Source organism: Plantactinospora veratri (genome assembly GCF_036421995.1).
Lineage (GTDB): Bacteria > Actinomycetota > Actinomycetes > Mycobacteriales > Micromonosporaceae > Plantactinospora > Plantactinospora veratri.
In genome coordinates this window covers 140,107-161,026 of the sequence record NZ_JAZGQL010000027.1, presented here as the reverse complement: position 1 = coordinate 161,026, position 20,920 = coordinate 140,107, and the positions used below count along the sequence as shown (strand labels likewise).

Annotated in this window: 14 protein-coding genes; 12 read left to right on the top strand and 2 right to left on the bottom strand. The window is 73.2% G+C overall.

Annotated elements, in window-relative coordinates:
* The first annotated feature begins 97 nt into the window (after window positions 1–97).
* Entirely contained in the window at window positions 98–1,948 is a 1,851-nt protein-coding gene (locus tag V1634_RS27760; protein WP_331209022.1) for an ABC transporter ATP-binding protein, read from the top strand.
* Here the strand turns inward: V1634_RS27760 and V1634_RS27755 are convergent.
* The gene (locus V1634_RS27755) at window positions 1,897–4,899 is read right to left on the bottom strand and encodes an AfsR/SARP family transcriptional regulator (protein WP_331209023.1); all 3,003 of its coding nucleotides are present in this window, start codon (window positions 4,897–4,899) and stop codon (window positions 1,897–1,899) included. The genes V1634_RS27760 and V1634_RS27755 overlap by 52 nt on opposite strands.
* A gap of 97 nt (window positions 4,900–4,996) precedes the next feature.
* Between V1634_RS27755 and V1634_RS27750 the strand changes: the two genes are divergently transcribed.
* Both V1634_RS27750 and V1634_RS27745 read left to right on the top strand, forming a co-directional pair.
* Entirely contained in the window at window positions 4,997–5,182 is a 186-nt protein-coding gene (locus tag V1634_RS27750) for a hypothetical protein (RefSeq protein WP_331209024.1), read from the top strand.
* 81 nt (window positions 5,183–5,263) lie between these two features.
* The gene (locus V1634_RS27745) at window positions 5,264–5,854 is read left to right on the top strand and encodes a peroxiredoxin family protein (RefSeq protein ID WP_331209025.1); all 591 of its coding nucleotides are present in this window, start codon (window positions 5,264–5,266) and stop codon (window positions 5,852–5,854) included.
* On the opposite strand, the gene V1634_RS27740 is transcribed toward V1634_RS27745, so the two are convergent.
* Window positions 5,807–6,265 carry a S26 family signal peptidase gene (locus V1634_RS27740; RefSeq protein WP_331209026.1) on the bottom strand — a complete coding sequence of 153 codons (459 nt, stop codon included), beginning with the start codon at window positions 6,263–6,265 and terminating at the stop codon, window positions 5,807–5,809. The two genes, V1634_RS27745 and V1634_RS27740, sit on opposite strands and share 48 nt — an antisense overlap.
* 51 nt (window positions 6,266–6,316) lie before the next feature.
* Between V1634_RS27740 and V1634_RS27735 the strand changes: the two genes are divergently transcribed.
* The 9 genes from V1634_RS27735 to V1634_RS27695 all read left to right on the top strand — a co-directional run bounded on the left by V1634_RS27735 (window position 6,317) and on the right by V1634_RS27695 (window position 20,774).
* Window positions 6,317–6,907, top strand: a complete 591-nt coding sequence (locus V1634_RS27735; RefSeq protein WP_331209027.1) for a MauE/DoxX family redox-associated membrane protein — start codon at window positions 6,317–6,319, stop codon at window positions 6,905–6,907.
* A gap of 54 nt (window positions 6,908–6,961) precedes the next feature.
* Window positions 6,962–7,459: a GNAT family N-acetyltransferase gene (locus tag V1634_RS27730; protein WP_331209028.1), complete on the top strand. Its 498-nt coding sequence runs from the start codon at window positions 6,962–6,964 to the stop codon at window positions 7,457–7,459.
* Window positions 7,460–7,561: 102 nt separating this feature from the next.
* Complete coding sequence (locus V1634_RS27725) at window positions 7,562–9,934, top strand: DUF6351 family protein (RefSeq protein WP_331209029.1); 2,373 nt, start codon at window positions 7,562–7,564, stop codon at window positions 9,932–9,934.
* A gap of 347 nt (window positions 9,935–10,281) precedes the next feature.
* The gene (gene ectB / locus V1634_RS27720) at window positions 10,282–11,634 is read left to right on the top strand and encodes a diaminobutyrate--2-oxoglutarate transaminase (protein WP_331209030.1); all 1,353 of its coding nucleotides are present in this window, start codon (window positions 10,282–10,284) and stop codon (window positions 11,632–11,634) included.
* A complete protein-coding gene (locus tag V1634_RS27715; RefSeq protein WP_331209031.1) occupies window positions 11,631–15,701 on the top strand; it encodes a Pls/PosA family non-ribosomal peptide synthetase in 4,071 nt (1,356 codons plus the stop codon). The genes ectB and V1634_RS27715 overlap by 4 nt, the downstream gene beginning before the upstream one ends.
* Before the next feature lie 173 nt (window positions 15,702–15,874).
* The gene (locus tag V1634_RS27710; protein WP_331209032.1) at window positions 15,875–17,434 is read left to right on the top strand and encodes a glycosyltransferase family 39 protein; all 1,560 of its coding nucleotides are present in this window, start codon (window positions 15,875–15,877) and stop codon (window positions 17,432–17,434) included.
* 201 nt (window positions 17,435–17,635) lie between these two features.
* On the top strand, window positions 17,636–18,658 hold the full coding sequence (locus V1634_RS27705) for an efflux RND transporter periplasmic adaptor subunit (RefSeq protein ID WP_331209033.1): 1,023 nt from the start codon (window positions 17,636–17,638) through the stop codon (window positions 18,656–18,658).
* Window positions 18,655–19,458 carry an ABC transporter ATP-binding protein gene (locus V1634_RS27700; protein ID WP_331209034.1) on the top strand — a complete coding sequence of 268 codons (804 nt, stop codon included), beginning with the start codon at window positions 18,655–18,657 and terminating at the stop codon, window positions 19,456–19,458. Before V1634_RS27705 ends, V1634_RS27700 begins: the two co-directional genes overlap by 4 nt.
* Entirely contained in the window at window positions 19,455–20,774 is a 1,320-nt protein-coding gene (locus tag V1634_RS27695; RefSeq protein ID WP_331209035.1) for an ABC transporter permease, read from the top strand. Before V1634_RS27700 ends, V1634_RS27695 begins: the two co-directional genes overlap by 4 nt.
* The last annotated feature ends 146 nt before the right edge of the window (window positions 20,775–20,920 follow it).

Here is a 20,920-nt window from a genome sequence, read left to right as displayed (position 1 = left end):
GGCGTGGATCCTCCCCACCAGGGACGAGCGCCGGCCGGACCGCCACCTGTACCGGCGCTGTAGCTGCTTCTGGAGGTGGCGTCCGTACCCTCGCGCAATGATCAGCATCGCCCGGACCGCCCGGGCCGTCGCGGTGGTCTGGCGGTCCGGGCGGGCCAACCTGGCGGCGTACGTGCTGCTCGCGCCGATCGCGGGCGCGTTGCCGGTACTGGCGGCCTGGCTCACCAAACTCGTTCTCGACCGGATCGCGAACGCCTCCGGCGGCCCGATCCTCGGGGTGGCGAGCGCGTTGGCGGGAGTCTCCGTCGGCCTCGCCCTGGTGCCGCACCTGATGAACTACCTGCGGGCGGACCTCGGCCGCTCGGCCGCCATCGTCGCGCTGGACCAGCTGTATGCCGCCACCGACCGCCTCGCCGGCCTGCGCCGGCTGGAGGAACCGGCCTTCCAGAACACGCTCCGGCTCGCCGAGCAGGCCGGGCGGGACGGGCCCGGCCGCTGCGTCGACGGGCTGCTCGGCCTGGTGCAGGGCACGGTGCTGCTGACCGGCTTCATCGGCACCCTCGTGGTGATCAACCCGGTGATGGCCCTGCTGGTGGCGGCCGGCGGCGTACCGGCGCTGGTGGCGGAGGTCCGGCTGAGCCGCCGCCGGGCGAACCTGCTGTGGGAGATCGGGCCCGGCGAGCGGCGCGAGATGTTCTACGCCAGCCTGCTGACCAGCTTGTCCGCGGCCAAGGAGATCCGCCTGCTGCGACTGGGCGGGCTGTTCCGGCGCCGGATGCTCGCCGAGCTGGGTACCGCGAGTGCCGCCCGCCGGTCCCTCGAACGCCGGGAGGTACGCGTCCAGGCGCTGCTGGCGATACTGAGCGCGACGCTCTCCGGCGGCGGCCTGGTGTGGGCCGTCGCCACCGCCCGGTCCGGCGGGCTCACCGTGGGCGACGTGGCCGTCTTCGTCGCCGCCGTCGCCGGGGTGCAGAGCAGCCTGACCACCCTGATCGACCACATTGCCGGCATCCACCAGGCGATGCTGCTGCTCGCCCACTACGAGCAGATCGTCACCTGCCCGCCGGACCTGCCGGAGCCGACCCGGCCGCGACCGGTACCGCCGCTGAAGCGGGGCATCGAGTTGCGCGACGTCTGGTTCCGCTACGGTCCGGACCATCCGTGGGTGCTGCGGGGCGTGCACCTGTTCATCCCGGCCGGCCAGGCGGTGGCCCTGGTCGGCCACAACGGCGCCGGCAAGAGCACCCTGGTCAAGCTCCTGTGCCGGTTCTACGACCCGACCCGGGGTGCGATTCTCTGGGACGGCCTCGACCTCCGCGAGCTGCCGGTAGCGGAGCTGCGGGCCCGGATCGGCGCGGTGTTCCAGGACTACATGACCTACGACCTGACGGCCGCGGAGAACATCTGGCTCGGCGACGTCGACCCGTCCGGCCCGGACCAGGTGCCTGCCGAGGATGTCGCCCGGATCGCCGACGCCGCCCGCCGGGCCGGCATCCACGAGACCATCGAGGCCCTGCCCCGGGGGTACCAGACGATGCTGTCCCGGGTCTTCGAACTGGACGGCGATCCGGCGGACGCCGGCGTCCTGCTCTCCGGTGGGCAGTGGCAGCGGGTGGCGATCGCCCGCTCGGTGCTGCCCCCGGCGCGGGACCTGCTGATCCTCGACGAGCCGAGTGCCGGCCTGGACGCCGAGGCCGAGCGCGACATCCAGCTCCGGCTGGGCCACTACCGGGCCGACCGGACCAGCGTGCTGATCTCGCACCGGCTGGGTACGCTGCGGGATGCCGACCTGATCGTGGTGCTGTCGGGCGGGCGGGTCGTCGAGGCGGGCCGGCACGGGGAGCTGTTGGCGGCCGACGGCACCTACGCCACGCTGTTCCGGATGCAGGCGTCGGGTTACGCCCCGGCCGAGGTGGAGGCGGAGGCGGAGACGACACCGGCCGGCTGACCCGGGCCGACCAGGAACGTTTCGAGTACGCCGTCCCGCTGGCCGGGCAGGTCGGCGAAGAGCAGGTTGGCCCGTCGGGCGTACCCGTCCGCCGCCGCCCGCTCGCCACGGCGCTCCCGTACCCGGCCGAGCTGCCGGAGCGCTGCCGCCTCGCCGTACCGGTCGCCGGCCGCCCTGGCCAGGGTCAGCGCCTCCTCGCCGTCCTGGTGGGCCAGCGCCACGTCGCCGATCCGCAGGTACACCTCCGAGCGGCTGAGCAGCGCCTCCCACTCGTCCTCCCGGTTGCCGGTCCGCCGGCACAGTCGCAGCCCGGCGGTGAGCGCCGTGAGCGCGTCGGGATGCCGCCCGAGTTGGCTCTGCGTCCGGCCGAGCGCGACCAGCGTGATCGCCTCGCCGACGGCGTCGCCGTCTTCGCGCCGCATCGCCAGGCAGCGGGTGAGGTGCAGTCCGGCGGCCGGGAAGTCGCCGAGTTCGAACTCGATCTCCGCCAGGTTGTGCAGTGCCATGGCGAGCCATACCGGCTTCGCCTCGGCGAGCAGCCCGACGGCCGCCCGGACGAGTTCCGCCGCCCGGCGGGGCGAACCCGTCCGGTGGTGGAACCAGCCGAGGTTCTGGAGTGCCCGCCCCTCGCCCTCGCGGTCACCCAGCCGGCGCCACAGCCCCAGCGCCGACTCCAACGCGCCGCACGCCGCCTCCGGGGATCCGGTACGCCAAAGCAGCGTCGCCCGCAGCGGAAGCACGGTGGCCCGGGCGGCGTCGTCCCGGGTCAGGCCCGCCGCCTGCTCGCAGACGGTGACCAGCGCATCGGCCTCCGCCCAACGGTTGTGCTTCTGCAACCACACCGCCACCGACGGAATCGCCTCCACGCAGAGCCGGCTCAGCGGTGGCGCCGCGTCGCAGGCCTGACGTGCTGCGGCGATGATCCCGGCCAGCTCGCCGTCGACCCAGCGCACGGCGTCGTCGAGCGTGCCAAGTTCGGTGATGGTCGGCCCGGCGGCGAGTTCGGCCACCCGCTGCGGGCGCAACAGTTGGCCCGCGCGCAGCACCGTGGTCAGATACGCGGTGAGCCCGCGCCGTACCGCGCGTTGCCGCTCGGCGGCCGGATCCACCTCCTCGGCCAGCTCCGCGCCGAAGAGCCGGAGCAGGTCGTGGAAGCGGAACCGGGCCGGCCCGACCGCGTCCAGCAGGTGCGTCTCGGTGAGCCGGTCCAGCAGGGTCAGGGCGCGCCGTTGCGGGACACCGATGGTGACCGCCGCGAGCGGCAGCGGCAGTTCCGGCACCCGCAGCAGCGACAGCGACCGGAAGGCGGCTGCCGCCGTGCGGTCGTCCGGATCGGCGCTGTCCAACAGTTGGCGGTAGGTGTTCCAGAAGCTGGACCGGATGGCGAGGTCCTCCGCGCGGAGTTCGTCCAGGCGCTCCCGCTCGTCGTCCAGCCGGTCCGCGAGTATCGCGACGGACCAGTCGGGGCGGGCCGCGAGCCGGGCTCCGGCGATGCGCAGCGCCAGCGGGTGCCCGTCGCAGAGTGTCACGAGCTGTTCGGTCGCGTCCGGGTCGACCGCCACCCGGCCGTCCCCGCAGAGGGTGTCGAGGAGTTGCCGCGCCTCGGCGTCGCTGAGTCGATCCGGCCGCAGCCGGAGGGCGTCGAGGGTGCTCGCCGGCCGGCGGCTGGTGACGAGGACCGCGCAGTCCCGGCCGGCCGGCAGCAGGGGCCTGATCTGCGGCGCCCCGGTCGCGCCGTCCAGGAGGATCAGCAACCGCCGGGCGGCCGTCTCGGACCGGAACCGCGCGGCCGCCTCGCCCAGTTCGAGCGGTACGTCCCTGGCCGGTACGCCGAGCGCGCGCAGTAGCTGGCCGAGCGCCGACAGCGGGTCCAGACCGGGCATCCCGGGAGCCCCGCCCTGTAGGTCGAGGTAGAGCTGCCCGTCGGGGTAGTGGCCCGCGAGCAGGTGCGCGGCGCGTACCGCCAGGGTGGTCTTGCCCATCCCGCCGGGGCCGTGCAACACCACCACCGACGGACCCGTCCGCGGCCCGTTCCCGGTGGTGCAGGCCCGCTCGATGGCACGCAGTTCGTCGACCCGACCGACGAACGCGGCCGGGTCCGGCGGCAACTGCCGGGGCGGCCCGGGCGGATCGCCGGGCACGGCGGCCGGTGGCGGGTCGACGGGTTCCGTGCTCGCGTCCGCCGTGGACAGCTCCGGGGCCCGGCGCAGGATGGCCTGGTGCAGCCGGGACAGCTCCGTGCCGGGTTCGAGGCCGAGCTGGTCGGCGAAGACCGCGCGGGTCTCCGCGTACGCGGCCAGCGCCGCCGGGGCGTCGCCGGACCGGTACAGCGCCAGCATGAGCTGGTGACGCAGCCGCTCCCGGTACGGGTGGACGGTGATCAGCAGCCGCAGTTCGCCGGTGACCGAGGCGTGCTCGCCGCGCGCCAGGCGTACCTGGATCAGATCCTCGACCAGCGACAGGTGCTGCTCCTCGAGCAGGGTGATCCGGGCGGCCAGTTCCGGCCCCGGGCGGACGTCCTCGGCCGGCCGGCCCCGCCACAGCTCCAGCGCCGCCCGCAGCCGTGCGGTGGCGGTGGCGTGGTCGCCCCGGGCCAGCGCCGCCCGGCCCAGCTCGATCGCGCTCTGGAAGCGGTGCAGGTCCAACTCCTCCGGGTCGACCCGCAGCCGGTACCCGGCGGCACCGGCGACCAACCGGTCGTCGTCGGCGGGTCCGCCCTCCAGCTCGGCCAGCAACCGGCGCAGCCCGCTGGCATAGGTGCGCAGGTTCGCCACCGCCGAGCGGGGCGGCTGGTCCCACAGCTCGCCGACGAGGCGGTCCAGCGAGACCCGCTCGTTGGCCGACAGCAACAGGATGGCCAGCATCGCCCGCTGCTTCTGCGGGCCGACCGGCACGGCCCGACGGGCGGCGGTGATCCGGAGTGGGCCGAGTAGCTGGAATCGCAGGCTCAAGGCACCTCTACCAGTTTGTATCGATGTTGTAGGTCGCCGTGTAGCACGGCCGGCTACCGTCCGCGATCAGTCTAGAGATCCAGATTGGAGGTACGCGATGACCCGTCACGTCGGCACCCTGGCGGACCGGTTCCTGGCGCTGATGCTGCCCAGGACCACCGCCTCGGCGGTCTGCCAGCCGCTCTGCAGCAACGTCCCGATGTGCTGCCGGTTCACCAACACCCGGTTCAAGTGGCGCACCTGTAACAGCCAGTGCCAGTGCTGGTGGGGTACCGAGTGCTGAAGTAACCGCCCGTGAGAGCGTCGCGGCCGGACACCCCCCCGGCCGCGACGCGCTCGTGCCATTCCCGTCAGGAGCGAAGCCATGTCCATCGTCGTCGCCGTACTCGTCGTCCTCAGCACACTCACGCTGCTGAACCTGCTGCTCACCTTCGGCGTCGTCCGGAAGCTGCGCGAGCACACCCAGGAGTTGGCCGCCGTCCGCCCGCCGGCGACCCTCACCGTCGGCGCGCAGGTGCCGGACTTCACCGCGTCGACCGCCGGCGGCGAGGTGGTCTCCGTCGCCTCGCTGCGCACGGCGGGCGCCCTGGTGGCGTTCCTCGCCCCCGACTGTGCGGGATGCCGGGAGCAGCTTCCCTCGGTACGGTCGACGCTCGCCGAGGCGCTGGAGACCCCGGCGGCGGTGCTCGTCGTGCTCACCAGGCTGCGCCCGGAGCAACCGGACCGGGAGGAGCGCGAGCGCGCCGAGCTGGTGGCGGCGCTGGGCGTGCTCGACACCCGGGCGGCGATCGTCCACGAGCCGCTCGACGGGGCGCTCCAGTCGACCTTCCAGGTCGCCGCCTTCCCCGCGTTCTACCTGGTCGGCACCGACGGGCGGGTGACCGGGGTCAGCAACAGCGCCGCCCAGCTAGCCGAGCTCCTGCCGGGACGCGACGTCGTGCCCGCCGGACGATGACTCCACGGCGGACCGCAGCCGTCGGATGACCACGCCCCGGACCAGCTCCGGTGCGAGCGCGCCGAAGGCCCGGGAGTCGAGGCTGTGTCGCGGCGCGTCACCGAGGACGTAGACCTCTCCCTCCGGCAGCGCCGCCACCCGCTTGACCATCAACTGCGTGGCGGCGTCGACGTCGCCCGAGGTGATCCTGACGCCGGGCGGCGGCAGGCAGACGACGACGGCGCCGACCCGCAGCCGGCGCCGGAATCCCCGCCGTAACACGAGGAGCTGGTCGCCGTCCCGGTACGTCGGGGTCATGCTGTCGCCGTTGACCCCGACGACCTGGAGCAGGGCACGGGCAACCAGGACGGCGATCGCGAGCGTCACGAACACGAACGAGCCGGCGACGATCAGCAGCGTGGGTCGAGGCACCGCGCCACGGTAGCCCCTCGCGGGGCGGGCGGTGACAGGAGGCGGGAGAGGATGTCGTACGCGTTGGAGTTCAGCCGGTGGTTGCTCGTACTGGTCTTCCTGGCCTCGGCCGGCAGCAAGTTGCGCGGGCGGGCCTCGTTCCGGGCGTTCGCCGACTCGTTGCGGGCGATGGCACTGCTGCCGTCGCGGGTGGTCGGGCCGGTGGCGGTGGCGGTGACGACGGCCGAGGCGGCGGTGCCGGTGCTGCTGGTACCGCTGCCCGTGGCCGGGCTGACCACGGTCGGGTTCGCGCTGGCGGCGGCCCTGTTGGCGGCGTTCACGGTGGCGGTCGCGGCGGTGCTCCGCCGTGGTACCCCGGTCTCCTGCCGGTGCTTCGGGGAAGCCGCCGCGGCCCCGTTCGGCCGGCATCACCTCGCCCGCAACGTCGTGCTGACCGCGCTCGCCGGTGCCGGTGGGTACGCCTCGCTCGGTGGTCCCGGCACGACGGTCGGGACCGTCGTGCTCGCCGTGCCGCTGGCCGTGGTGGGGGCGCTCGTCGTCGTCCGGCTCGACGACATCGCCGCGCTGTTCCGGCCCGGCACCCCGGCCGGGCAAGCGGCCCGGCGCGGTACCGCCGTCCGGGGCGGCCGTCCGGGCGGCTGAGCCGGCCGGGCTCGGAACGAGGTGGATCTCGGGTCCGCACGTAGTCTTCGCCGGGTGAGGGAGATCGTGACGTATCTGGAGATGACCGCCCGCGACCAGCTCGTCCCGGCCGATCCGGTGCCCGGCCTGGCGTTGCAGCCGTTGGACCGGGACTCGCCGTTGGTCGTCGAGTTGCAGGTCGAGATCGGTGCTCCGCACGGGTGGCCGTGCGCGCGCCGCACCGGGGACGACTGGACCGCGTGGTTCGCCCGGCATCCGGACCGGGTGTTCTGGCTGCTCTCCTTCGACGGCGAGCCTGCGGGACTGGTGGCCTACGATCTCCATCCCGGCGACGAGGTGGAGATCGAGACCTTCGGGCTGGTGCCGAGGTTCGTCGGCCGGCGCCTGGGCGGGTACGCGTTGACGCTCGGGGTCCAGCGGGCCTGGGAGCTGGCGCCCACGGTACGGCGGATCTGGCTGCACACCTCGTCGGTGGACCACCCGCACGCCCTGCCCAACTATCACCGCCGAGGTTTCCGCACCTTCCGGACCGAAGAGGGCGAACGCGGCTGAGCCGCCGCTCGCAATCTCGACAATCGAACGATCCCCGTGACATCGTCGGTGTCCGCCACCATCCGGGGCTGCCGGGCTCCGGGGGGAGGAGACGGAGAGACGATGTCCGCGCTCAGCTTCCTCGCTCGCCGTCGGCGTACCGCTGACGGCACCGTCCACACCGGTCGGCTCGGCCGGCGGAGCCGCTCCGTCCCGCCCGCCGGGGCCGGTGGCAGGTCCGCCGGATCCCGTGTCCGCCGGGGCCTCACCGGTGGGCTCGGGATCGCCCTGACCGCCGTACTCGGCGCCGGACTGGCGACACCGGCCGCCGCCTGGACCGGCGGTGCCGGGCAGCGGCTCGACATCGAGGTCCTCTCCAGCCGGGCCGATCAGGTCACCGGGGGCGACGCGCTGGTCCGGGTCACCGTCGACGGCCGGATCGACCCGCGCGCGGTCCGGGTCACCCGCAACGGCGCCGACGTCACCCGCGCGTTCCAGGTCGACGGCCGGGCGCTGCGCGGCGTCGTCGACGGGCTCCGGGACGGCGCGAACCTGCTCCGGGCGGGCGCCCGGTCGGCGCGTACCGCGACCCTTGCCGTACGCAACCATCCGATCTCCGGTCCGATCTTCTCCGGGCCGCAGCAGTATCCGTTCCTCTGCCGCACCGAACAGAACGGGCTCGGCGCACCGCTGGTGGACAACCAGGACGGGCAGGGGATGCGGGTGCCCGGCCCGGACGGCGCGATCACCGGCTGGAGCCGGGACTGTGCCGCCCCGACCGTCGTCGACCGGCTCTACCGGGCCGCCGACGGCACGTTCAAGCCGATGCCGCCGGACGGCACCCGCCCGGCCGACCTGACCACCACCCGCACCCTGGACGGCCAGACCGTCGACTACGTCGTACGCCGGGAACGCGGCACCATCAACCGGTTCGTCTACTCGATCGCCGTGCTGGAGGGGAACTGGAACCGCCGGGTCGTCTACCGCTTCGACGGCGGGGTGGCGATCGGACACGACCAGGGCCGGCTCCCCGGCGGGCATCTCTACCACGAGGGTCTCTCGCTCGGTTACGCCGTCCTCTACTCCACCGGCACCCGCACGGCCACCCACTACAACCTGGTGCTCGGCGGCGAGACCGCGCTGATGCTGAAGGAGCACTTCGTCGAGGAGTACGGCGTTCCGCTCTACACGGTCGGGGTCGGCGGCTCCGGCGGCGGCATCCAGCAGTACGTCTACGGCCAGAACCACGGCAACCGGGTGATCGACGCGGCGATCCCGCAGTACTCGTACCCGGACATGGCCACCCAGACGATCCACGTCGGCGACTGCGAACTGCTCGAGTACTACATGGACGTCACCGACCGGGCGAACCCGAAGTGGCGGGACTGGGAGAACCGGACCTGGCTGATCGGCATGAACGCCAGCGCCACGGTGCCGAACCCGTACCTCGGCGGTGCGCCCGGCTCCACCGAGTGCATCGAGGGCTGGCGCGGCCTGACCCCGCTGGCGTTGAACCCGCGCTGGTTCCCCGGCGACCCGCTCTGGGACCGGATGGACCCACCCGGGGTGGCCGGGACGGTGCAGTGGTCGCACTGGGGCGACCTGGTGAACATCTACGGCACCGGCCCGGACGGGTACGCCCGGTCCACCTGGGACAATGTCGGCGTCCAGTACGGCCTGTCGGCGCTGACCTCGGGCCGGATCACCCCGGCCGAGTTCCTCGACCTGAACGCCCGGGTCGGCTCCTGGAAGCCGCAGCCGGAGATGGTGCAGGAGGGCTGCCCGTTCACCCCGGCGGCCTGTGCCGACCCGGCCCAGTTCGACCCCTGGTCGTCGCGGAACATGCGACTGTCGCCGGACGGCGGCCGGACGCCGGCGCCGCGTACCACGGGCGACCGGCGGGCGATCCGGGCCGCGTACGAGTCGGGGATCGTCTTCACCGGTGACATCGACATCCCGATCATCGACTGGCGGCACTACCTCGAAGAGCAGCTGGACATGCACAACTCGCACCAGTCCTTCGCGTCCCGGCAGCGGATGCGCGAACACGACCGGGACGCCGGCAACCAGGTCATCTGGTTCACCGACGCCCGGCCGGCCGAGGCGTTCGACCAGACCCCGGAGGCGCTCGCGGTGATCGACGACTGGATGGCCAACCTGCGGCTGCGGCCGTGGCGGGGCGTGCAGGGCAACAGGCCGGCGCTTGCCGTGGACCGCTGCTTCGACACCGCCGGTACGGAGATCGCCCGGGGGGACCACGTCTGGGACGGCATCCTCGACAACCGGGCCGACGGCGCATGCACCCGACAGTTCCCGCTCTACGGGACGTCCAGGACGGTCGCCGGTGGACCGATCGAGGGCGGCGTCTACGCCTGCGACCGGCAGCCGGTCCGGGTGGCGATCGCCCGGGGACTCTACGGATCGTGGCGCCCGACCGACGCCGAGCGGCGGCGCCTGGAACAGATCTTCCCGACCGGGGTCTGCGACTACCGCTGACGCACCGCCGGCCACGGGCCGGCGCCCGACCGGCAGGCCGGGCCGAGCGGACCGCCTCACGTCGAAACTGTCGTGGTGCGGCCGAGCGGCCCGGCTGCCGCCTGTCCGGGAACCGCTCCGGGCATCGCCAGCGAGAATTCCGTTTCCGGAAACGCGGTCACATATCAGGGTGCACGGCCGTCCGGGTCGCAAGCGTTGAGTCGGCAATCCAACCAATTGACACCGCCGACCAATTCTGCCGTGTCCCGGACGTCGTTCTCCGGTTGGACGTACCGACATCCCACAGCCCCCGGTCCTGGTCAGCGGCGGCGGCCGACCAGGTCGCCGGGCGCGGCCCGGAAGGAGCGATGACGGTGCGCGGAGCGGCGGGCGCGGAGGAGAACCTGATTTTCGAGCGTCGGGAATCGGCGGTACGGAGCTACTGCCGCCGATTCGACTGCGTATTCGACACGGCGGAGGGGAGCGTGGTCCGGGACGTCACCGGCCGCGACTATCTCGACTTCGTCGCCGGTGCGGGTTCGTTGAACTACGGGCACAACGACCCGGACATGCGGAAGGCGTTGATCGTCCACCTGGAACAGCGGGGGATGTCGCACAGCCTCGACCTGTCCAGCTCGGCCAAGAGCGCCTTCCTCACCGCGTTCGAGTCGATCGTCCTGCTGCCCCGGGAGCTGGACTACCGGGTGCAGTTCACCGGGCCGACCGGGGCGAACGCCGTCGAGGCGGCACTCAAGCTGGCCCGCAAGGTGACCGGGCGGACCAACGTCGTCGCCTTCACCAACGGCTTCCACGGCGTCTCGCTGGGCGCGCTGGCCGCGACCGGGAACCGGCACCACCGGATCGGCCCGCAACTTCCGCTGCCCGGCGTGACCCGGATGCCGTTCGACGGCTACCAGGGCGACGGGATCGACACCGCCGACCTGCTGGAGCGGATGTTGCGGGATCCGTCCAGCGGGCTGGACGCCCCCGCCGCGATCCTGCTGGAGACCGTGCAGGGTGAGGGCGGCCTGAACGTCGCCTCGGCCGCCTGGTTGCGGCGGATCGCCGAGCTGGCCCGGAGCAGCGGGGCGCTGCTGGTCGTCGACGACGTGCAGGCGGGCTGTGGGCGTACCGGCACGTTCTTCAGCTTCGAGCCGTACGACGTCGTCCCGGACCTGGTCGTGCTCTCGAAGTCGATCTCCGGGTACGGCCTGCCGATGGCGCTGCTGCTGATCCGCCCCGAGTACGACGTCTGGCAGCCCGGCGAGCACAACGGGACGTTCCGCGGCAACGTGCACGCCTTCGTCACCGCCCGGGTGGCGCTGACGAAGTTCTGGGCCGGCACCGGGTTCGCCGCCGACGTGGCCCGCCGCGCGGACCTGCTGGCCGCCCGGCTGGCCGAGGTGGCCGAGACCGTTCCGGGCGCCGTGGTGAAGGGGCGCGGGATGATGCGTGGCGTCGACGTCGGCTCGGGCGAGTTGGCCGAGGCGATCAGCCGGCGCTGCTTCGCCGACGGACTGATGCTGGAGACGGCCGGCTCGTACGACCAGGTGGTCAAGGTGCTGGCGCCGCTGACCACTCCGGACGACCTGCTCGACGACGGCCTCGACATCCTGCTGGCGGCGACCCGGGCCAGCGCGCCGGCCGGCGCCGTCGGGCCGGGGTCGGGCGGCGGGTCGGCGCGGGACGCGCGGGGCTCCTCCGGCCTGGTGCCGGCGTGACCGGGCCGACACCGGTGGCGCCGGGCGCCGCCGCACCCACCGTCGCGCCCCGTACCCCGACCCGGGTCACCCGGCCCGACGCCGGCCTGGTGCTGGCGGCGCGGGGCGTGGACAACCGGATCCGCTGGCGACCGGGTGAGCGCCTGCACCACCTCTTCGAGGAGCGCTGCGACCGGTTCGCCGTCGAGGGCGATCCGGGGCACCTGGCCGTGGACGACGGCGAGCACCGGCTGACCTTCGCCGAGCTGGACGCCCGGGCGAACCAGTTCGGTCGGCTGCTGTCGGCCCGGGGGGTACGGCCGGGAGATCGGGTCGGACTGCTGCTCGACCGGTCGGCCTACGCCTATCTGGCAATGCTCGCGGTGTCGAAGATCCATGCGGTGTACGTCCCGGTGGACGCCAACTTTCCGGCCGACCGGCTCGGCTTCGTGTTCGCCGACGCCCGGGTCGGGACGGTCGTCACGCTCTCGACGCTGGCCGACCGGCTCGACGGCGTCGCCGGCACCGTGATCCTGATCGACACCGACCCGGATCTCGACCGGTACCCACGGCACCGGATCGGACCGGACGAGCGGGGACCGGCCACGGACGAGCTGGCCTATCTCATCTACACCTCCGGCAGTACCGGCCGGCCCAAGGGCGTCGCCATCGACCAGGCGAACATCTGCAACTTCGTCCGGGTAGCGGTGGAGTGTTACGGGCTGCGCCCGGACGACCGGGTCTACCAGGGGATGACGATCGCCTTCGACTTCTCGGTCGAGGAGATCTGGGTGCCGCTGGTCTCCGGCGCGACGCTGGTGCCGAGCACCGCCCCCGGTGCGCTGGTCGGCAGCGACCTCGCCGGCTTCCTCGCCCGGCACCGGGTCACCGCGCTCTGCTGCGTACCGACGCTGCTGGCCACGATCGAGGAGGAGTTGCCGGAACTGCGGTTCGTGCTGGTCTCCGGCGAGGCGTGTCCGGCACACCTGGTGCAGCGGTGGCACCGGCCGGGCCGCACGCTGCTCAACGTCTACGGGCCGACCGAGACGTCGGTCACCGCCACCTGGACCCGGTTGGAACCCGACCGGCCGGTGACGATCGGGGTGCCGCTGCCGACGTACTCGGTGGTGATCCTGGACTCCGGGCACCGGCTCCTGCCGGCCGGTCAGACCGGGGAGATCGGCGTCGCCGGGGTCGGCCTCTCCCCGGGGTACGTCAACCGGCCCGACCTGACCGAGCGGGCCTTCATCCCGGACCCGGTCGGCATCCCGCACAACCCGTCGGGACGGATCTACCGGACCGGGGACCTCGGCCGGGTCACCCCCGACGGGCAGCTCGAATATCTGGGCCGGATCGACAGCCAGGTCAAGGTGCGCGGGTACCGGATCGAGCTGACCGAGATCGAGTCTGTGCTGCTGCGGCTGCCGGAGGTGGCCCAGGCGGCGGTGACGACGTACCAGCCGGAGCCCGGCGTCGTCGAACTCGCCGCCTTCTACACCCGGCGGGCCGGTGCGGCGGCGCTGGACCACGCGGCGGCGCTGGCCGCGCTGCGGACCCGGCTGCCCGGCTACATGGTCCCGGCCTATCTGGAGGAGCTGCCGGAGCTGCCGACGCTGCCCAGCGACAAGGTGGACCGCAAGCGCCTGCCCGCGCCGCGGTCACGTGCGCTGCCGACGACGCCGGTGGTCGCTCCGGTCGGGCCCACCGAGTCGGCCCTCGCGGACCTCCTCGCCGAGCTGCTGCGGGTGGACCGGGTCTCGGTCCGGGACGACTTCTTCACCGACCTCGGCGCCGACTCGCTGGTGATGGCCCGGTTCTGCACCCGGCTGCGGGAGCGGCTCCGTGCCGACGTCTCGATCAAGGACGTGTACCTGAATCCGACCGTCCGCGACCTCGCCACCGTCGTCGGGGCGGAGACCCCGCAGGCGCCGCCCGAGCCGCCGCGCCCGGTCCACCGCGTGCCGAGCAACCTGGAGTGGTACGGCTGCGCGGTCTTCCAGACCCTCTTCGGCCTGGGCTTTCTGGTCCTGCTCGCCGCGGTGGCACTGGCCGGGTACACCTGGATCTCCGACGGTGCCGGCGCGGTCGACGTCATCCTCCGGTCGCTGGGCTTCGGGGCGGCCTGGTTCGCCGTGCTGGCGGTGCTGCCGGTGGCACTGAAGTGGCTGCTGGTCGGGCGGTGGCGGGCCGGCACCTTCCCCATCTGGGGGTGGCGATACCTCCGGTTCTGGGTCGTCAAGCGGATGATCCGGGCCAACCCGCTGGTGCTCTTCGTCGGGTCGCCGGTCTACAACCTCTACCTGCGCGCGCTCGGCGCGAAGATCGGCCCGGGTGCCCTGCTGCTCTCCCGGTCGGTGCCGGTCTGCACCGACCTGATCGAGATCGGCGCCGGCACCGTCGTCGGCCGGGGCACGAGCTTCCTCGGCTACCGGGCCGAGGCCGGCTGGATCACCACCGGCCCGGTCCGGCTCGGCCGGGACGTCCAGGTCGGCGAGGGCAGCGTGCTCGACCTCGACACCGTACTCGGTGACGGCGCCCAGCTCGGGCACGCCTCGTCGCCGCGTGCCGGGCAGGTCGTACCGGCCGGGGCCCGCTTCCACGGTTCACCCGCGGTGCCCGGCGGGAGCGGCAATCCCGCGGCGGAGCCCCGGCACTGCTCGACGGCGCGCCGGGGGGCGTACGGCGCCGCTCAACTCCTCGGCCGGGTGGTGGTCGACACCCAGTTGCTGGTCGTACTCGCCGCGGTGGCCCTCGCGCTGGACGTCAGCACGGTCCCCGGGTCGCTGCTGCTGTACTTCGGCGCCGTGCTGCTCGGCGTGCTGCTGGTGCTCGCGGTGCCCCGGCTGGCGAACCTCTTCCTGGCCGCCGACCGGGCGTACCCGCTCTACGGCTGGCGCTGGATCTGCTTCCAGACCGTCTCCCGGTTCAGCAACGTCCCGTACTTCAACCTGCTCTTCGGAGACAGCTCCTACGTGGTCGGCTATCTCCGGGCCGTCGGTTGGCGGTTCCACCAGTTGCGCCAGACCGGGTCGAACTTCGGCTGCGGGCAGCGGCACGACACGCCGTTCCTCTGCGAGGTGCGCGGCGGGGTACTGGTCTCCGACGGGCTCTCCATGGGCAACGCCCGGTACTCGTCCTCCTCGTTCGCGCTGTCCCGGGTCACCATCGGCGCGGAGAACTTCCTCGGCAACCGGGTCGTCTTCCCGGCCGGGGCGCGGGTCGGCGACAACTGTCTGCTGGCGACGAAGGTGATGGTGCCGGTCGACGGGCCCGTCCGGTCCGGCGTCGGGCTGCTGGGGTCACCGCCGTTCGAGATCCCCCGGTCGGTACGCCGGGACGCCGGCTTCGACGAGCTGCGGACCGGGGACGAGTTCCGCCGCCGGCTGGCCCGGAAGAACCGTTCGAACCTGCACACCATGGGCTGGTACCTGCTCAGCGGCTGGCTGCTCTTCCACCTCTCGATCCAGATCGTGGTGCGGGTCGAGGGCATCCACGACGGTGCCCGGCCGAACCTCTGGACCTTCAGCGCCGGGATCCTGCTCGCCCTGCTGCTGATCGTCGGCTACTCGGCCCTGGTGGACTGGCTCTGCCTCGGCTTCCGCCGCCTGCGGCCGCTCTGTTGTTCGATCTACGACCCCCGGTACTGGCGGCACGAGCGGTACTGGAAGCTCACCGGGGTGGGGCACCTCGGCCTGTTCAACGGCACCCCGCTGAAGCCGCTGCTGCTGCGCCTGCACGGCGTACGGGTCGGCCGGCGGGTCTTCGACGACGGCTGCGGGATGCCGGAGCGGACCCTGGTGCGGATCGGCGACCACTGCACGCTGAGCGAGGGGTCGACGCTGCACTCCCACTCGCTGGAGGACGGGACGTTCAAGACGGACCGGATCCGGCTGGGCCGCGGCTGTTCGGTCGGTACGGGCGCACTGGTGCACTACGGGGTCGAGTTGGCCGACGGGGTGGTGGTGGCGCCCGACTCGTTCGTGATGAAGGGCAGCAGCCTGCCGGCCGGCACCGTCTGGCGGGGCAACCCGGCCCGCCGGGTGTCGACCGGCGTCGCCGTCGCGGACGGCGAGCGGCGGGCGGAGTAGCCGGAACGCCGACCGGCCGCCGGTGGACGTCGCCGTGGCCGGTCGTGCGGTCGCCGGTCCTGTTCGGAGGGCGTTGACAGCCTATACATAACCGTTAAGCTCTAACCGTTATGTATAGGCGGCCGGGGTTCGCGCACGGGCCGGCACCGCCGCGCCAGGGGGAGGGGCGACCCATGACCGAGCACGCCGTCCAACCGGCCGCGACCGCCGCGCCGCCGGACGTACCCGAGCCGGCCGCGACCACCGACGGCGGGCGGCTCGCGCCGCCCCCGCTCGCCTGGCGACCGCTCGGCGCCGTCGCCGCCCTGGTCGCCGCGCTGCTGCTGGCCACCAACGGCGGCTACGGCTACCACCGCGACGAGCTCTACTTCCTGCTGCTCCGCCCCGACTGGGGCTACCGGGACCAGCCGCCGCTCACCCCGGCGATCGCCCGGCTGGCCGACGCCATCTCCGGGGGCTCGCTCTGGGGGCTGCGGGTGCCGGCCACCCTCTGCGTACTGGCGGCACTGCTGCTGGCCGCCCTGCTCGCCCGGGAACTCGGCGGCGGCGCGCTCGCCCAGACCCTGGCCGCGTTCGGCCTCGGCACCGGGGCGGCCACGCTGATCTTCGGACACGTGCTGCTCACCGCCGGGTTCGACCTGGTGGTCTGGCTCGGCATCGTCCTCTGTGCCGCCCGGGCGCTGCTGCGCGACCAGCCGCGCTGGTGGCTGGCCGCCGGGGCGGTGCTCGGGATCGGGCTCTACAACAAACTGCTCGTGGCGCTGCTGCTGGTCGGGCTCGGCGTCGGGCTGCTGGCGGTGGGGCCGCGCCGGGTCCTGGCCAACCGGTGGCTCTGGGCGGGCGTGGCCCTCGCCCTGCTGGTCGGCGCGCCCAACCTGGTCTACCAGCTCGGCCACGAGCTGCCCCAGGCCGACATGGCCGGCGCGATCGCCGAGAACAAGGGCGCCGAGTCGCGGAGCACCTTCGTGCCCTTCCAGTTCCTGCTGATCGGGCCGCCACTGGCGGCGGTCTGGCTCGCCGGCCTGGTCGGGCTGCTGCGTCGCCGACCGTGGCGACCGGTACGCGCGCTCGCCGTCGCGTACCTGGCGGTCTGCGTACTGGTACTCGTCTCCGGCGGCCAGCCCTACTACTCGTACGGATTGCTCGGCGTGCTCTTCGCCGCCGGCTGCGTACTGGTCGCCGAGTGGCTGCGGCGGGGGCGACGGCGGGTCCGCGCGGTCGTGGTCGGCGCGGCGTACCTGCTCAACGCGGTGACGAGCGCGGTGATCGCGCTGCCGCTGCTCCCGGTCGAGGTGCTCGGCGGCACACCCGTGCCCGGGATCAACATCACCGCCGCCGACTCGGTCGGCTGGCCCCGCTACGTCGACCAGGTGGTCCGGGCGTACGACGAACTCGCGCCCGCCGACCGGGCCGCGGCGGTCGTGCTGACCGCCAACTACGGCGAGGCCGGTGCGCTCACCCGACTCGGTGCCGACCGGCTGCCGCCGATCTACAGCGGACACAACGAGCTGGGCTACTACGGACCGCCGCCGGAGTCGGCGACCGTGCTGATCGGGGTCGGCGTGGGGGAGGCGGCGGACCTGCACCGCTACTTCGGCACCTGTCGGACCGCCGGACGGCTCGACAACGGGGTAGGGGTCGACAACGAGGAGCAGGGCGTGCCGATCGTGGTCTGCCAGGACCGGCGGCCGGCCTGGGCCGAGCTGTGGCCCCGAATCCGGCACTTCGACTGATGCCCCGGCAGAGCGCCGGGCGGCGGGCGGGACAATGCCGGTGCGGCCGTTCTGGTTTGATACGGCGGTAGCGGTGCGGACCACGCACACCGCCACCTTGCCGGTTGTTCGTCGCGAATCATCCGTCCCAGAGGCAACCGATGACCGGCAGGGTGCGTCTTGTCAAATGTCGGTCCAGGACTACGTCGGTGAGGGGTGCCGGTGCGAAGGCGACTGCTGCTGCGTTCGTGCGTGCTCGTGTTGCTCGTCGGTGCGGGTGCCGCTTGCAGCGAGTCGGATCCGGAGGCCGAGACCCCCGGACTGGCGGCCCGGGGCACCACCATGACCACGGCGAAGCCGGCCCGACAGAATCTCGACAACCGGGTCAGCCTGACCGGCAGGGTCACCATGAACCCGGTCTTCGGCGTGGTGGCACCGGTCGCCGGGCAGATCCGCTACCGCGACGTCGACCCGCCGCAGAGCACGCCGACCAAGGCGACGCGGGTGGCCAGCGTCTGGGCGAAGGGCAAGTCCCACCGGGTCGACGTCCCGGCCGGTGCCGTCTTCGCCGGTCGGCTGGTGGACGACCGCTCCAACGTCACCGCCGGGATGCCGGTGGTGTCGGCGAAGCGCATCGGGTACGGGCTGGTCGCGGAGATCGACGGCGCTCAGGCGTACCAGATCTCGGATTCGCTGGCGACCGTGCAGGCCCAGATCAAGAACGGTCCCGGCCCGTTCGCCTGCAAGGTCCTCGGCACCATCGCCGCGCTCCCGGCCGGGACGATCCCGGACCCGCCGGCCCCGGAGCCGTCGACCGACCCGTCCGCCGGCCCGGGTGCGCGCCCGGTCGTACCGGTCGGCCCGCCACCGGACCCGAGGCAGCCGGTCGAACCCTCCGAGCCGACCGGCATGCGGCTGGTCTGCACGGCGCCCGCCAACGTCAAACTGATCAACGGTGCCACCGCCACCCTCCAGGTGGTGACCGCCCGGGCGAAGAACGCACTCGTGCTCCCGGTCGAGGCGGTCGCCGGAGGTCAGGGCAGCGGCAAGGTGGACGTGGTCGGCCCGGACGGCAACCGGGAGACCCGGGACGTGGTACTGGGGCTCAGCGACGGCAAGGTCGTGCAGATCAAGTCCGGGCTGACCGGTGACGAGACGGTCGCCGTACCCGGCCCCAACCTGCCGCCGGCGAAACCGGCGCCGGGACAGCCCGGCGGCCCGGCCGACCCGATGGGCGGGAAATGACGGCGCTGCTGGAGTTGCACGGCATCACCAAGACGTTGAAGGGGCAGCGCACGCCACGGACGATCCTCGACGGCGTCGACCTCACCGTCGCCGAGGGGGAGAGCGTGGCGATCCTCGGCCGGTCCGGCTCCGGCAAGAGCACCCTGCTCAGCCTGATCGGCCTCTTCGACCGTCCGGACGGCGGCCGCTATCTGCTCGGCGGCCGGGACATCACCCGGCTGCCCGAACGCCGGGCGGCCGCCCTGCGCAGCGCCGAGTTCGGCTTCGTCTTCCAACGGTTCTTCCTGCTGGGGCACCTCACCGCCGCCCAGAACGTGGCGATGGCCCTGGTCAACGGGCAGGGCTGGCTACCGCGCCGCAAGCGCCGGGCCCGCACCATGGCCGCGCTCGACCAGGTCGGCATCGCCCATCTGGCGAAGCACCGCCCGGCCCGGCTCTCCGGCGGCGAACAGCAGCGGGTGGCGGTGGCCCGGGCCCTGGTCCGGGAACCCCGCCTGCTGCTGGCCGACGAGCCGACCGGCGCGCTCGACACCGAGACCGGCAACCTGGTGATCGAGGTGATGCGCTCGGCCACCGAACGGGGCTGCGGGCTGATCCTGGTCACCCATGACCGGGACCACGCCGACAAGATGCGCCGGGTGCTGCGGCTGCGCGACGGGGTGCTCGAACCGGCGACCTCCACCGCGGACCCGGCGTGGAGCACGCAACCCGCCCAGTCCGAGTCCGCCCGGTCCGAGTCCGCCCAGTCCGAGACCCTGCCGTTCGGGGCGGTTGCGGCGCCGGAAGGGGCGAGCCGGTGATCCGGCTCTCCGGGCGGTTCCGCTCCGCGCTGATCATCGGCGCCCAGGGCATCCGGGCCCGCAAGATGCGTACCTTCCTGTCGATGGTCAGCCTCTTCCTCGGCGTACTGGCCGTGGTGGTGGTGCAGGCCGGCGCCGAGACCCTCGAACAGGCCCAACTGACCAACCTCGCGCTACAGGTGGGCAAGGACGGCACTCGGCAGGCGTACCTGCCGGGCGGCCGGGAGGCCGTCCGGGCCAGCTCGGAGACGCTGGCGAACCGGCCGGACGCGGTCGCGATCGTCACCCGGCAGGCGACCGTCGGCGAGCCCGGAGTCGCCCCGGTCAACCCCGGCGGGGCCCCGTTCGACCAGGCCGGCGGCTACGGCGGCCCAGGCGGCCCGATGTACTGCGACCAGTACGGCTGCCGCCCGATCTCGCCGGGCGGTGACGGCGGGACACCGGTGCCCGGTCAGGCGATCGAGTTGACCCTGACCACGTTGACCGGCGACATCCGCCAGTTCAAGCCCTTCCGGGAGGTTTCCGGGGAGTGGCTCGACTTCACCTCGGCGCCCTCCCTGGCACCCCGGCTGGTGCTCAACCTGGAGGCGGCGAAGGGCTTCAACCGGCACCAGGTGCCGGCCGAGATGCGCATCGACGGGGCGACGGCCAACCCGACGCCCCGAATCATCGGTGTGGTCGACGACGGCAGCCCGCAGCCGGTCGCCTACTCCCGGGCCGACGAACTGGCGACCTGGATGGCTCCGGCGGCCGAGTCGAGCGAGTTCGGGCCGGGCCTCCAGGTGATGATGGCCCCGACGGCGGGCGAACTGGAGCGGCTGCTGGTGCTCCGGCTCACCGCGACCGGGATACCGGCGGACCAGATCCACTTCGAGACGATCGAGGCCCGTCAGCAGATCGCCCGGGACCTGGCCCTGATCCGCTGGATCTTTCTCGGCATGGCCAGCCTGGTCCTGCTGATCGGGGTCGCGGGAATCCTCAACGTCGGGCTGGCGACGGTGGGGGAGCGGGTCGAGGAGTTCGCGCTGCGCCGGGCGGTGGGCACCTCGCGCCTGCTGCTGGCCGGCATCGTCCTCGCCGAGACCCTGCTCACCGGCCTGCTGACCGCGGCCGCCGCCATCGGGGTGTCCGCGCTCGCCCTGAACGTGGCCGGCACCCTCTTCGCCGACCAGGCGCCGTTCCTGGCGGACACGGTGTTCCCGTGGCGCGCGGGAGTCGCCGGAGTCATCGCCGGCCTGGTGGCCGGGCTGCTCGGCGGTCTCATTCCGGCCATCCGGGCCGCCCGCATCCCGATCGCGACCGTCATGCGCGCCTGACGAAGGCGCCGGGCCGGGCCGAGCCGGGCAGCCGGTCGACGTCGGCCCGGACGTCCGGTAGACGGCTATACCCCGGCCAGGCTGCTCCAACCCCTGTTCCCGGCCGGCACTCGCCGCAGCGGCGGCTGGCGGACGCCGCCCCGGAG